The 13984-nt window shown below is 73.3% G+C and carries 9 protein-coding genes; 7 read left to right on the top strand and 2 right to left on the bottom strand.

Features of this window, described 5'->3' with window-relative positions:
- The first annotated feature begins 487 nt into the window (after nucleotides 1–487).
- The 3 genes from trpC to trpA are packed head-to-tail and all read left to right on the top strand — an operon-like array spanning nucleotide 488 to nucleotide 3372.
- Nucleotides 488–1291: an indole-3-glycerol phosphate synthase TrpC gene (gene trpC, locus OOJ91_RS10590; RefSeq protein ID WP_039906616.1), complete on the top strand. Its 804-nt coding sequence runs from the start codon at nucleotides 488–490 to the stop codon at nucleotides 1289–1291.
- 37 nt (nucleotides 1292–1328) lie between these two features.
- Entirely contained in the window at nucleotides 1329–2567 is a 1239-nt protein-coding gene (gene trpB / locus OOJ91_RS10585; protein ID WP_266244436.1) for a tryptophan synthase subunit beta, read from the top strand.
- Between the two features lies 1 nt (nucleotide 2568).
- Nucleotides 2569–3372, top strand: a complete 804-nt coding sequence (trpA, locus tag OOJ91_RS10580) for a tryptophan synthase subunit alpha (protein ID WP_266244435.1) — start codon at nucleotides 2569–2571, stop codon at nucleotides 3370–3372.
- Nucleotides 3373–3586: 214 nt separating this feature from the next.
- On the opposite strand, the gene OOJ91_RS10575 is transcribed toward trpA, so the two are convergent.
- Complete coding sequence (locus OOJ91_RS10575) at nucleotides 3587–4201, bottom strand: NUDIX hydrolase (RefSeq protein WP_266244434.1); 615 nt, start codon at nucleotides 4199–4201, stop codon at nucleotides 3587–3589.
- Between the two features lie 101 nt (nucleotides 4202–4302).
- On the opposite strand from OOJ91_RS10575, the gene lgt reads away from it, so the two are divergent.
- Together lgt and OOJ91_RS10565 are read left to right on the top strand one after the other, a co-directional pair.
- Nucleotides 4303–5493: a prolipoprotein diacylglyceryl transferase gene (gene lgt, locus OOJ91_RS10570; protein WP_266244433.1), complete on the top strand. Its 1191-nt coding sequence runs from the start codon at nucleotides 4303–4305 to the stop codon at nucleotides 5491–5493.
- A gap of 15 nt (nucleotides 5494–5508) precedes the next feature.
- The gene (locus tag OOJ91_RS10565) at nucleotides 5509–6696 is read left to right on the top strand and encodes an FAD-dependent monooxygenase (protein WP_266244432.1); all 1188 of its coding nucleotides are present in this window, start codon (nucleotides 5509–5511) and stop codon (nucleotides 6694–6696) included.
- A 31-nt stretch (nucleotides 6697–6727) separates the two neighbouring features.
- Here OOJ91_RS10565 and OOJ91_RS10560 read toward each other — a convergent pair whose 3' ends face one another.
- Nucleotides 6728–7564, bottom strand: a complete 837-nt coding sequence (locus OOJ91_RS10560) for a GNAT family N-acetyltransferase (RefSeq protein WP_266245358.1) — start codon at nucleotides 7562–7564, stop codon at nucleotides 6728–6730.
- 153 nt (nucleotides 7565–7717) lie between these two features.
- On the opposite strand from OOJ91_RS10560, the gene gltB reads away from it, so the two are divergent.
- On the top strand, nucleotides 7718–12430 hold the full coding sequence (gltB, locus tag OOJ91_RS10555) for a glutamate synthase large subunit (protein WP_266244431.1): 4713 nt from the start codon (nucleotides 7718–7720) through the stop codon (nucleotides 12428–12430).
- A complete protein-coding gene (locus tag OOJ91_RS10550; RefSeq protein ID WP_266244430.1) occupies nucleotides 12423–13958 on the top strand; it encodes a glutamate synthase subunit beta in 1536 nt (511 codons plus the stop codon). The genes gltB and OOJ91_RS10550 overlap by 8 nt, the downstream gene beginning before the upstream one ends.
- Nucleotides 13959–13984 lie beyond the last annotated feature (26 nt).

The raw sequence follows: 13984 nt of genomic DNA, 5'->3' as shown, positions 1-13984 counted from the left end.
GGTCACCCCGCACGAGGAGTTGGCGGACGGTCGGGCAGGCGCGTCATCGAGTCTGCCCGAGGACGATGCTGACCGGCTGACGTTTCGCCGGGGTGACCGCCCGGTCAACTGTCCCGCCAACCCCGTGACCTGGGACCGGCCGTTCGGCCTTGAGCTTGCTCACAGGATCGACAGATGTCGTTGTCGTCGCGCGGAGAACCGGAACCAGTGGCATGATCGATGGGTCGGCCCGGTTCGACCGGGGCCGCCGGGCTCCCGTCGTGTGACGGCGGTCGATACCGGAGGTGGCGCTGCGTGACATCCCGTTCACGGCAAGTCGGCCATTATGCCGCAGCCCTTTTCGTGAGCAGCGCCATACCCCCGGCTCCCGGCGTCGGTCGGCTGCCCCTAGCATCGGCCCATGACACCCGGAGAGGGGAGTCCGTTGGTGACTGCTGAGCATGCGCACGCGGAGGGGGACGAGGCCGGTCAGGCGGCGTCCGTAAGCGTGCTCGACGAGATTCTGGCTGGCGTGCGCGAGGACGTGGCCCGACGCCAGGAACAGGTTCCGTTGGAACGGATCCGTGAGCTGGCAGCGGCGGCGCCGCCGCCGCTCGACGCGTACGCGGCGTTGCGTAAGCCCGGCGTCGCCGTCATCGCCGAGGTCAAGCGCTCCTCGCCGTCGAAGGGCCGGCTGGCCGAGATCGCCGATCCGGCCGATCTCGCCGTCGACTACGCGGCGGGCGGGGCGCGGGCCATCAGCGTGCTGACCGAGGGGCGCTGGTTCGGCGGGTCGCTTGACGACCTGGCCGCCGTGCGTGCCGCGGTCACCGTGCCGGTGCTGCGCAAGGACTTCGTGGTCTCCAGCTACCAGGTGCACGAGGCGCGCGCGCACGGCGCCGACCTGGTCCTGCTGATCGTGGCCGCCCTCGAGCAGAACGTGCTGATGGGCCTGCTGGAGCGGATCGAGTCGCTGGGCATGACCGCGCTGGTCGAGGTCCACGACGAGGAGGAGGCCGACCGGGCCCTGGAGGCCGGCGCGCAGGTGATCGGGGTCAACGCCCGTGACCTGCGTACCCTTCAGGTGGATCGGTCGGTGTTCGAGCGGATCGCGCCCGGCCTGCCCAGCAGCGTCGTCAAGATCGCCGAGTCCGGCGTCCGCGGGCCGCACGACCTGATCCGGTACGCCTCCGCGGGCGCGGACGCGGTTCTCGTCGGCGAGGGCCTGGTCACCCAGAAGAGCCCACGCGAGGCGGTGGCCGAACTGGTCAACGCCGGCAACCACCCGGCGACGCCCCGGCCGGTGCGCTGACCCGCGCCGGTGTGACGCCCCACCGAGAGGATTTCCGATGAGCGCCGATGCGCTGGCCCCGGTGGCCGGCTCGCAGCCCGACTCCGCCGGCCATTTCGGCCGCTTCGGCGGTCGTTTCGTGCCCGAGGCCCTGGTGGCCGCGCTGGACGAGCTCGACGGGGCCTGGCGTACGGCGATCGCGGACGAATCCTTCCAGGCCGAGTTCGGGGCGCTGCTGCGCGACTACGCGGGCACGCCGTCGCTGCTCTACGAGGCCCGGCGGTTCTCCGCGAAGATCGGCGCGCGGGTGTTGCTCAAGCGTGAGGACCTCAACCACACCGGCGCGCACAAGGTGCGCAACGTGCTCGGCCAGGCACTGCTCACCAAGCGGATGGGCAAGACCCGGGTGATCGCCGAGACCGGGGCGGGCCAGCACGGCGTCGCCACGGCGACCGCCGCCGCCCTGTTCGACCTTGAGTGCGTGGTCTACATGGGCGAGGTCGACACCGAGCGGCAGGCGCTCAACGTGGCCCGGATGCGGATGCTCGGCGCCACGGTCGTCCCGGTCACCACCGGCTCGCGGACCCTCAAGGACGCGATGAACGAGGCGATGCGCGACTGGGTGGCGAACGTCGACGAGACCCACTACCTGATCGGCACCGCCGCCGGGCCGCACCCGTTCCCGGCGATGGTCCGTGACTTCGTCCGGGGCATCGGTGACGAGGCCCGCCAACAGTGCCTCGACCTGACCGGCGCGCTGCCGGACGCCGTCACCGCCTGCGTCGGCGGCGGCTCCAACGCGCTGGGCATCTTCCACGCCTTCGTTCCCGACGAGGACGTGCGGCTCTACGGCTTCGAGGCCGGCGGCGACGGGGTGACCACCAGTCGGCACGCGGCGAGCATCACCGGCGGGTCGGCGGGCGTGCTGCACGGCGCTCGCACGTACGTGCTGCAGGACGCCGACGGGCAGACGCTGGAGTCGCACTCGATCTCCGCGGGTCTGGACTACCCGGGGGTCGGGCCCGAGCACGCCTGGCTGCACGACACCGGCCGGGCCAGCTACCTGCCCGTCACCGACGCCGAGGCGATGGCCGCGTTCGAGCTGCTCTGCCGCACCGAGGGGATCATCCCGGCGATCGAGAGCGCGCACGCCCTCGCCGGCACCGTCACGCTGGCGCCGAAGTTGGCCGCCGAGCTGGGCCGGGAGCCCACCATCGTGGTCAACCTCTCCGGGCGGGGCGACAAGGACGTGCACACCGCCGGGGACTACTTCGGCATCCTCGACAAGGAGCACTGAGATGAGCCGCATCGGGGTGGCCTTCGACAAGGCCCGGGCCGACGGGCGGGCCGTGCTTGTCGGCTGCATGCCGGCCGGGTTCCCGACCGTCAAGGGCAGCATCGCGGCCATGACGGCGATGGTCGAGGCCGGCGTCGACGTCATCGAGGTGGAGATTCCGTACTCCGATCCGGTGATGGACGGGCCGGTCATCCAGAAGGCCAGCGACATCGCGCTGGCCGGCGGCGTCCGTACGGCCGACACGCTGCGCATCATCGAGGCGGTCGCGGCGACCGGCGCGCCGGTCGTCACGATGACCTACTGGAACCCCATCGAGCGGTACGGCGTGGACGTGTTCGCCCGCGACCTCGCCGCCGCCGGCGGCACCGGCCTGATCACGCCGGACCTCATCCCGGACGAGGCGGCCGAGTGGCTTGCCGCCTCGGACGCGCACGGCCTGGACCGCACCTTTTTGGTGTCGCCCTCGTCCACCGACGCCCGGGTGGCGATGACTGTGGAAAACTGCCGGGGCTTCGTCTACGCCACCGCCGTGATGGGGGTGACAGGCGCTCGGGCGCGTACCTCGGACGCCGCCCCCACGCTTGTCTCGCGGGTGCGGGCGGTCACCGACCTGCCCGTCGGTGTCGGCCTGGGCGTGGGCACCGGCGCGCAGGCCAGCACCGTCGCCGGGTACGCCGACGGGGTGATCGTCGGCAGCGCGCTCGTCCGCTGCGTGCTCGATGCCCCCTCCGAGGCCGAAGGGCTGGCCGCGCTGCGCACACTGAGCGCCGAACTCGCCGAGGGCGTCCGCAACCCCGCCCGTTGAGCCGTCCCGCCGCGCGGCGTGAGCGTCGGGAGTGCCATTCCCTCACGAGAGGTATACCTGTGAGTCATATTTATGACTCACAGGTATACCTCTCTCCAGCGAAAGTGGTCTGCCAGGACCCCGTGTGCCCACGACACGTGCAGGCGGATGCGTGTGCGGCGTCAGGGGCAAGCGGCGCCGGGGACCAACGCGACGCCGGAGGGCAACGCATCGGTCAGGGCAGCAGGGACGGGTCTGCGGGCGCCTCGCCGCGCTGCTCCGGCGGCTGACCGGCTCCCGGTCGCCCGTCGCGATCCCCGGTCTGTCGGTCTTCGCCGGTCGGGCGGGTCTCCCCGCTCGGGCGGGTCGCGACCGGTGGCGCGGTGTCGGCGGTGTCGGGTGAGCGAGAGACGTTCCGCAGGACGCCCGAGCGGCCGGCGAGCGCGTCGGTGACGGCTGCCCGGGTGAGTGGGGTGACGGCCTCGGGCAGCGCGCCGGGGGTGTGCCAGGACAGCCGGCAGCCCGGCGGTGGGTCCGCGCTCGGTCGCCCCTCGGCGACACGCGCGCGGAACACGTGCACCAGGATGTCCGGCAGCGGCCCGGCCCGACCGGCCCGCAAGGGCGTCGTCGGGCCGCCGAGGTGGTAGACGCCCACCAGGTCGACAAGGTCGATCTCCCAGCCGGTCTCGGCGCGGATGTCGCGCAGCGCCGCCCGCGCCGGGCCCTCCGCCGGCCGCAACCGGCCGCCTGGCAACGCGTACCGGCGCTGGCCCCGGCCCTGGCGGCAGAGCAGCACGCGGCCGGCGTCGTCGGTGACGACCGCGGCGACCGCCCAGGTGAGCGCGCTCATGGACAAAGAGCGTACGGCGGCGCAAACCAGAAGTCATCGGGATCCGCGCGCGGCGGCCCGGGGTGCCGCTGTGGGGGTGCGCAGCGGTAGCGTGTGCACCCGTGACCATCGCCTCGCTGTCCCCCCAGGCGGCCCTGCCCAGTCCCAGCACCGCCGTCTGGCAGCTCGGGCCGTTCCCGCTCCGGGCGTACGCGCTGTGCATCATCGCCGGCATCGTGGTGGCCTGCTGGGTGACCGAGCGCCGCCTGCGCCAGCGCGGCGTCGCTCCGGGAGCGGTGCTCGACATCGCCGTCTGGGCGGTGCCCGCGGGCATCATCGGGGCCCGGATCTACCACGTGATCACCTCCCCGGAGAAGTACTTCGGCGCCGGTGGCGAACCGCTGAAGGCGTTCTACATCTGGGAGGGTGGCCTCGGGATCTGGGGCGCCGTCGCCGGTGGCGCGGTCGGCGCGTTCATCGCGGCCCGGCAGCTCGGCATTCCGTTCGGTGTGCTGGCCGACGCGCTCGCGCCGGGGTTGCCGCTGGCCCAGGCGATCGGGCGGTTCGGCAACTGGTTCAACAACGAGCTGTTCGGTGGCCGTACGACGCTGCCGTGGGGTCTGGAGATCCACCGGATGGATCCGGACAACCCGGGGCACGCGCTGCGGGACGACGCCGGGCAGCCGATCCTCGAACCCGGCCTCTACCACCCGACGTTCCTCTACGAGGCGCTGTGGAACCTCGGCGTCGTCGCACTGGTCCTCATCCTGGACCGGCGGTTGCGGCTCGGGCGGGGTCGGGCGTTCGCGCTGTACGTGATGGGCTACACCGCCGGCCGGTTCTGGATCGAGCTGATGCGCACCGACGAGGCGAACCAGATCTTCGGCGTACGGCTCAACGTCTGGACCGCCGCCCTGGTCTTCCTCGGCGCGTTGATCTACTTCGTGCGGGTCCGCGGCCCCCGGGAGTACCTGATCCCGATCGGCGTGGCGGCCACCCCCACGCCGCCCACCACGTCCGACCTGTCCCAGGTCGACATCTCCGAAGGCCAGACCAGCGCGCGCGCCGCCGCCCCCGAGGGTTACCGGGTGGTCAGCGAGGAGCAGTACGACACCTGGCGGGACACCGGCGTGGCGCCGCCGGAGCAGGCCGACGAGCTACGCCCCGAGGGCGCCGAGCCGCTCGACGACGAGCCGGCCGACGACGAGGCGGCCAGCGCCCGCGCCGACGGGCCGGTGGGCGAGACGCGGGAGGCGCGCGACGACGACCGGGCCGACGCCGCCGGCGTACGCCCCGCCGACCGGGACAGCTGAGCGGGGGCGGCACCGATGCGAAGCGCGGTGGTGGTCGGCGCCGGGGTCGGAGGCCTCGCGGTCGCCGGCGCGCTGGCCCGCTCGGGTTGGCAGGTCACCCTGCTGGACCGCGCCGAACGGGTCCGTCCCGAGCCGACCGCCGTGGTGCTCTGGCCCAACGGCGTCCGCGCGTTGCAGGCCCTCGGCCTCGGTGCCGGTCTGGCCGCCATCGCCACCCCGCTGCCCGACGGTGGGGTCCGCCGTCCGGACGGGCACTGGCTGGTGCAACCCCGGCCGACCCCGGCCGACCGGATGCCTGTGGTGGTGCACCGGGAGGATCTGCACGACGCGTTGATCGCCGGCCTCGGTGACCGGGTCGAGCTGCGTACCGGGGTGACCGTGCGCCACGTCCGCGTCGAGCCGGGCGAACGCCCCGGGGTGAACGACGGGCGGCACACCATCGAGGCCGACCTGGTGGTCGCCGCGGACGGCACGGACAGCGTCATCCGTCGCCAACTGGCCCCCGAGTCCGGCGTGGTCAGCTCCGGCTGCGCGGCCTGGCGGGCCGTCATCCCCTGGTACCGGGCACCCCGGCTGGCCGCCGACCAGCAGATCGCCGGCGAGGTTCTCGGCGCGGGCTACCGGTTCGTGGCCGCCTCGTTGGGTGAGCGCGGTTCCTCGGGTGGTTCCAGCCGGGGTGGCATCTACTGGGTGGCCACCGCCGCCGGCGCTCCCCGCCCCGAGCCACCGGAGACCCAGCTCGCCCTCCTGCGCCGCTGGTACGCCGGCTGGCCGGCGCCGATCGCCGCGCTGCTCGACGCCACCGACCCGAGCGACCTCGTACAACAGGAGGTCCGCGAGCTGCGCCCGTTGCCCCGCGCCTACGGCTTCGGAGTCGGGCCGGGCGGGGTGGTGCTGCTCGGCGACGCGGCGCACGCCATGCCGCCGCACCTCGGCCAGGGCGCGTGCCTCGCCTTCGAGGACGCCGCCACGCTCGCCTCGCTGCTGCGCGAGGCCCGCCTGCCCGACGCCGTGCAGACGTACGACCGGGTGCGCCGTCCCCGGGCGGCGACGGTGGTCCGCCAGACCCGCCGCATGTCGGCGGTGCTCCAGACCCGGGGCCGGTTGGCGTTGCGCGCCCGCGACGCCGCGCTCGGCACGATCAACTCGCGGCTGCTCTCCAGCGCCGCCGCCTCCGCGGCCCAGTGGCGGCCACCGGCCTGATCGTCCACGCCGCTCAGGTCATCGGGGCGGTTCAGGGGATCAGGGCGGTGGGTTCGGCGATGCAGGCGGTGCCGACGCGGCGGAAGCCGACCCGCAGGTAGACCCGGGCGATCTCCTCGCTGCCCGCGGAGAGGAAGACGAGCCCGGTGCCGGCGGCGAGCAGTTCACGGGCGAGGGTGGCGGTCAGCGCGGCGCCCATGCCGCGACGGCGGGCGGCCGGCAGGGTGGCCACTCCGGCGATCTCCGCGACGTCGTCCACCCGCATCGCCATGCCGCTTGCCAGCGCGCCCTCGGTCGGCGTCCCGGCCAGCGCGGAGATCCGCCGGCCGTCGGCGATCCGGGCCCGCTCCTCCTCCAGCGCGGCGAGCTCCAACTCGGTGACCGCGGCGTCCCGCTCGGCCGGTCCGGCCGGGCCGGGCGCGGTGCCGGCGGCGCCGAACGCCACGGCCGCCACCGCCCGCCGGGCGGCCACGTCGGCGGCGAAGTCGGGCGCGTCCGCCGCCAGCACCCGCACCGGTACGTCGGACAGCGTCGCCGGATCGGGCAGCGCGGCCGGGTCGAGGACCATCAGCGGGGCCTCCAGCACGTTCAGCCCCGCCGAGCGGGCCACCGCCAGCAGCTCCGGGGTCGTCTCGTGCACCCACTCGAAGGACTCCGGGAGGCCCAGCTCCCGCTGGCGCTCCCGCACGGAACTGACGTCGGCCAGGGACGGCGCCTCGGTGGCGTCGATGCGGGGCCGGGCGTAGAACGGCCAGCCGGCGCCCTCGCGGACGAACAGCACCAGCCCGCCATGCTCCTCGGCACCGGCGACGTCGCGGGGCACCGCGTCGTAGAAACGTTCCAACCGGTCGAAGATGTCCTTGTGCACCGAATCCACCGCGCGAGACTACACGTCCCAGACTCTGGACGGTGTGATCAATCTTGAGTGGCCTTGCGCCCCCAGCCCTAACGTAGACTCAATAGACCCACGGGCCGACGTCGTCCCCACCATGATCCAACCTGAGTGACGACAGGAGGCCCGGTGGCTCAGCCGTACGCGGACACGACACAGCCGCACCCGCACAGCCCGCAGGCGTCCCCGACGCCCGGCCCCCACCCGCCCGCCCAGGGTCTCTACGACCCCGCGCAGGAACACGACGCCTGCGGGGTGGCCTTCGTGGCGGACATGCACGGCCGACGGTCCCACGCGGTCGTCGCCAACGGGCTCGGTGCGCTCTGCCGCCTGGACCACCGTGGCGCCCGCGGCGCGGAGCCCAACACCGGCGACGGCGCGGGCATCATGATCCAGGTCCCGGACGCGTTCCTGCGCGCGGTCGCCGACGTGACGCTGCCACCGGCCGGCGAGTACGCCACGGGCCTGGTGTTCCTCCCCGACGACGACGCCGCCGAGGCGCGTGCCCGTCGGGTGGTCGAGAAGTACGCGCTGGTCGAGGGCGCGGATGTGCTCGGTTGGCGGGACGTGCCGATCGAGCCGCAGGGGCTCGGCGACACCGCCCTGGCGGCCATGCCCCGGGTGCGGCAGGTCTTCGTGGCCGCCCACCGCCTCACCGACTCGCCCGCCGGGCCGGCCGGTTCCGCGCTGAGCGGCATCGAGCTGGACCGGGTGGCCTTCTGCCTGCGCAAGCAGGCCGAGCGGGAGACCGCCGAGCGGGGAGTGCCCGCGTACTTCCCGTCGCTGTCCAGTCGCACCATTGTCTACAAGGGCATGCTCACGCCCGACCAGTTGCCGGCGTTCTACCCCGACCTGCGCGACGAGCGGGTGGACAGTGCGATCGCGCTCGTGCACTCCCGCTTCTCCACAAACACCTTCCCGTCCTGGCCGCTGGCGCACCCGTACCGGTTCATCGCCCACAACGGCGAGATCAACACGATCCGGGGCAACCGCAACTGGATGCAGGCCCGCGAGGCGCTCCTGCGCTCGCCGAACGTGCCGGGAAACATCCGGCGGGTCTTCCCGGTCTGCACGCCCGCCGCCTCCGACTCGGCGAACTTCGACGAGGTCCTGGAGCTGCTGCACCTGGCCGGGCGGAGCCTGCCGCACGCGGTGCTCATGATGATCCCCGAGGCCTGGGAGAACGACCCCGGGATGGATCCGGCGAAGCGTGCCTTCTACCGCTTCCACGCCAGCCTCATGGAGCCGTGGGACGGTCCGGCGTCGGTGGCCTTCACCGACGGCGAGATCGTCGGCGCGGTGCTGGACCGCAACGGGCTGCGTCCGGGGCGCTGGTGGCAGACCGACGACGGCCTCGTGGTGCTCGGTTCCGAGGCGGGCGTGCTCGACCTCGACCCCGCCCACGTGGTCGCGAAGGGGCGGCTCCAGCCGGGCCGGATGTTCCTCGTCGACACGGTGGCCGGGCGGATCGTGCACGACGACGAGATCAAGTCCGAGTTGGCCGCCGCGCAGCCGTACGGCGAGTGGCTGCACGCCGGGCTGATCGAGCTTGACGACCTGCCGCCCCGTGAGCACACCGTCTACACCCACGACTCGGTGCGCCGTCGCCAGCAGGTCTTCGGCTACACCGAGGAGGAGCTGAAGGTCCTGCTCGCGCCGATGGCCCGTACCGGCGCGGAGCCGCTGGGCTCGATGGGCACGGACACCCCGATCTCGCCGCTGTCCACCCGACCGCGGCTGCTCTACGACTACTTCCACCAGCTCTTCGCCCAGGTCACCAACCCGCCGCTGGACGCCATCCGCGAGGAGTTGGTGACCAGCCTGGCGTCGACGATCGGGCCGGAGGGCAACCTGCTCGACCCGAGCGCCGCGAGCTGTCGGCAGATCGTGCTGCCGCACCCGATCATCGACAACGACGAGCTGGCGAAGATCCTCTCCATCGACGAGGACGGCGACCTGCCCGGCTTCAAGGCGGTGCGGGTCTCCGGGCTGTACCGCATCCGCGAGGGCGCCGCCGGGATCAAGGCGCGGCTGATCGAGATCTGTCGACACGTCTCCGAGGCCATCGAGGACGGCGTCCGCATCCTGGTGCTCTCCGACCGGGACTCCAACGCCGATCTCGCGCCGATCCCGTCGCTGCTGCTCACCGCCGCCGTGCACCAGCACCTGGTGCGGGAGCAGACCCGCACGCAGGCGGCGCTGATCGTGGAGTCCGGCGACTGTCGGGAGGTGCACCACGCGGCGGTCCTGATCGGGTACGGCGCGGCGGCGGTCAACCCGTACCTGGCGTTCGAGTCGGTGGAAGACATGATCACCACGGGCGTGCTGGCCGGTGTGCAACCCGCCGCCGCGGTGCGCAACTACGCCAAGGCGCTCGGCAAGGGCGTCCTGAAGATCATGTCCAAGATGGGCATCTCGACTGTCTCGTCGTACTGCGGTGCGCAGGTCTTCGAGGCGGTCGGCCTGGACACCCGGCTGATCGACCGTTACTTCCGGGGCACCCCGAGCCGGATCGGCGGCGTCGGGCTGGCCGGTGTGCACACCGAGGTGGCCGCCCGGCACGCGCTGGCCTGGCCGCCCGCCGGCGCCGCCACCTCCGACCGCCTTGAGGTCGGCGGCGAGTACCAGTGGCGCCGCGAGGGTGAGCTGCACCTGTTCAACCCGGAGACGGTCTTCCTGCTCCAGCACGCCACCCGCAGCCGGCAGTACGACGTCTTCCGCCAGTACACGGCCAAGGTCGACGCGCTCGCCGCGCAGGCCGGCTCGCTGCGCGGACTGTTCACCCTGCGCACCGGGGTCCGCCCGGCGGTGCCGATCGAGGAGGTCGAGCCGGCCACCGAGATCGTCAAGCGCTTCGCCACCGGCGCCATGTCGTACGGCTCCATCTCGGCCGAGGCACACGAGACGCTCGCCATCGCGATGAACCGCCTCGGCGGCAAGTCCAACACCGGCGAGGGCGGCGAGGATGTCGAGCGGCTGCACGACCCGCTGCGGCGCTCCTCGGTCAAACAGATCGCCAGCGGCCGGTTCGGTGTGACAAGCGAATACCTGGTCAACGCCGACGACCTGCAGATCAAGATGGCCCAGGGCGCGAAGCCCGGCGAGGGCGGCCAACTGCCGGGCAACAAGGTCTGGCCGTGGATCGCCCGGACCAGGCACGCCACTCCCGGCGTCGGTCTGATCTCGCCGCCGCCGCACCACGACATCTACTCAATCGAGGACCTGGCCCAGCTCGTCCACGACCTGAAGTGCGTCAATCCGGCCGCCCGGGTGCACGTCAAGCTGGTCAGCGAGGTGGGCGTGGGCACGGTCGCCGCCGGGGTCGCCAAGCTCAAGGCCGACGTCATCCTGATCTCCGGCCACGACGGCGGCACCGGCGCGTCCCCGATGAACTCGCTCAAGCACGCCGGCACCCCGTGGGAGCTGGGGCTGGCCGAGGCACAGCAGACGCTGCTGCTCAACAAGCTGCGCGACCGGGTCACCGTGCAGGTCGACGGCCAGCTCAAGACCGGCCGGGACGTGCTGGTCGCGGCGCTGCTCGGCGCGGAGGAGTTCGGCTTCGCGACCGCGCCGCTGATCGTCTCGGGCTGCGTGATGATGCGGGTCTGCCACCTGGACACCTGCCCGGTCGGCATCGCCACCCAGAACCCGGTGCTGCGTGAGCGGTACACGGGCACGCCGGAGTTCGTGGAGAACTTCTTCCTGTTCCTCGCCGAGGAGGTCCGGGGTTACCTGGCCGAGCTGGGCTTCCGGTCCATCGAGGAGGCCATCGGGCAGACCGAACTGCTCGACGTGGCCCCGGCGGTGTCGCACTGGAAGGCCAACGGGCTCGACCTGGCGCCCGTCCTGCACCTGCCGGAGCTGCCGCCCGGCGCTGCCCGGCGCGGGGTACGCGCCCAGGACCACGGCCTGGAGCACGCTCTGGACAACGAACTGATCGCGCTCGCCCAGCCGGCGCTGTCCGAGGGCGCGCCGGTCCGCGTGGAGGTGGCGGTACGCAACGAGCACCGCAGTGTCGGCGCGATGCTGGGCGGCGAGGTGACCCGCCGCTTCGGCGGCGGCGGCCTCCCGGACGACACGGTCGAGTTCGTGCTGCACGGCACCGCCGGGCAGTCGTTCGGCGCGTTCCTGCCGCGTGGGGTGACCCTGCGCCTGCACGGTGACGCCAACGACTACGTGGGCAAGGGCCTCTCCGGGGGCCGGATCGTCGTCCGCCCGGACGCCGCCGCGCCGTTCCTCGACCCCGACGCCGAGCCCGGGCAGCGGGCCGAGGACCAGATCATCGGCGGCAACACCATCCTGTACGGGGCCACGGCGGGCGAGGTCTTCCTGCGCGGTCGGGTGGGGGAGCGGTTCGCGGTCCGCAACTCCGGCGCGGTCGCCGTCGTCGAGGGCGTCGGCGACCACGGTTGCGAGTACATGACCGGCGGCACGGTGGTGGTGCTCGGCACGACCGGGCGCAACTTCGCCGCAGGCATGTCCGGTGGGACGGCGTTCGTGCACAGGTTGGACCGGGCGCGGGTCAACACCGAGCTTGTCGACCTGGCGCCACTGGGCGAGCAGGAGCAGGCGCTGCTGCACGAGTTGGTGCAGCGGCACGTGGCCGAGACCGGGTCGGCGGTCGCCGAGGAGCTGCTCAAGCGGTGGCCGGAGGCGGTTGCCGAGTTCACCGCGGTGGTGCCCCGCGACTACCGCCGGGTGCTGGAGATCATGCGGGCCGCCGAAGCAGCCGGCCGCGACGTCGACGACGCGGTCATGACAGAACTGACCGCACCCGCTGTGCCGGCGATGCCGGTGCCGCCCGCCCCGCGGGTGGCTGCCCAGGAGGTGGCACGTGCCTGACCCGAACGGTTTCCTGCGCTACGACCGGCGGCTGCCGGCCCGCCGCCCGGTGCCGGTGCGGATCAGCGACTGGCGGGAGGTGTACCCGCCGGCCGGCGAGGAACTGGTCCGTGAGCAGGCCACCCGATGCATGGACTGCGGCATCCCGTTCTGCCACGACGGCTGCCCGCTGGGCAACCGCATCCCGGACTGGAACGACCTGGTCCGCAGCGGCAACTGGGACGCCGCAGTGGAGTCGCTGCACGCCACCAACAACTTCCCGGAGTTCACCGGCCGGCTCTGCCCGGCGCCCTGCGAGGCGGCCTGCGTGCTGGGTATCGCCGGCGGCCAGCCGGTCACCATCAAGCAGGTCGAGGTGGAGATCGCCGACGCGGCCGCGGCGCGCGGGCTCACCCCGCGCCCCGTTCCGGCGCCGTCGGGCCGGTCGGTCGCCGTGGTCGGCTCCGGGCCCGCCGGCCTGGCAGCCGCCCAGCAACTGGCCCGCGCCGGTCACGCCGTGACTGTGTACGAGCGCGACGACGCGATCGGCGGCCTGCTCCGGTACGGCATCCCCGACTTCAAGTTGGAGAAGCGGCACATCGACGCCCGGTTGGCGCAGCTCACCGCCGAGGGGGTGCGCTTCCGCACCGGCGTGCACGTCGGCGTCGACGTCACCGCCGATCAGGTGCGCGCCGAGCACGACGCGGTGTTGCTGGCCGCCGGGGCGTTGCAGGGCCGGGACACCCCGGAGACCCCGGGGCGGGCGCTGCGGGGCGTACACCAGGCGATGGCGCACCTGGTCGCGGCGAATCGGGCGGTCGCTACCGCGGCCACCGACCAGGCCGGCGTGGTGGCCACCGGCGAGCGCCGGCTGCCGCGGGCGGTGCTGCCGGACGGCACCCCGATCGACGCTGCCGGCAAGCACGTGGTGATCATCGGTGGCGGAGACACGGCGGCCGACTGCCTCGGCGTCGCCCACCGGCAGGGCGCCGCAGGCGTAAACCAGCTCGACCTGTACCCGCAGCCGCCGCAGGAGCGCGACGAGGCCCGGGACCCGTGGCCGACGTGGCCGTGGGTCCTGCGCAGCTACCCGGCGCACGAGGAGGGCGGCGAGCGGGTCTTCGCCGTGGCGGTGCAGGAGTTCGTGGACGACGGCACCGGTCAGGTGCGCGCGGTGCGGATCGCCGAGGTGACAGTCGAGAAGCGCGACGGCCGGCGGGTCGTCACCGTCGTCCCGGGTTCCGAGCGGGAGCTGCCGGCGGACCTGGTGCTGTTGGCGATCGGTTTCGAGGGCACCGAGCAGCAGCCGTTGCTGGAGCAGTTCGGCGTGACCCGCAATCCGCGGGGCGCGATCGACGCCCGCGACGACTGGCAGACCGCCGCCGACGGCGTGTTCGTCGCCGGTGACATGCACCGGGGCGCCTCGTTGATCGTCTGGGCCATCGCCGAGGGCCGTGCGGCTGCCGCCGCGATCCACGGTTACCTGGGCGGTGCCGGGGCGCTACCCGCCCCGGTCGGCCCGGCGGCGCAGGCGCTCGCCGTGCGCTGAGGCTGTTCGAGGGGTTCCGGCCGGCG

This window comes from Micromonospora lupini (assembly GCF_026342015.1).
Lineage (GTDB): Bacteria > Actinomycetota > Actinomycetes > Mycobacteriales > Micromonosporaceae > Micromonospora > Micromonospora lupini_B.
The sequence above is the reverse complement of the archived record's forward strand: the minus strand, read 5'-3'. Positions and strand labels throughout refer to the sequence as shown.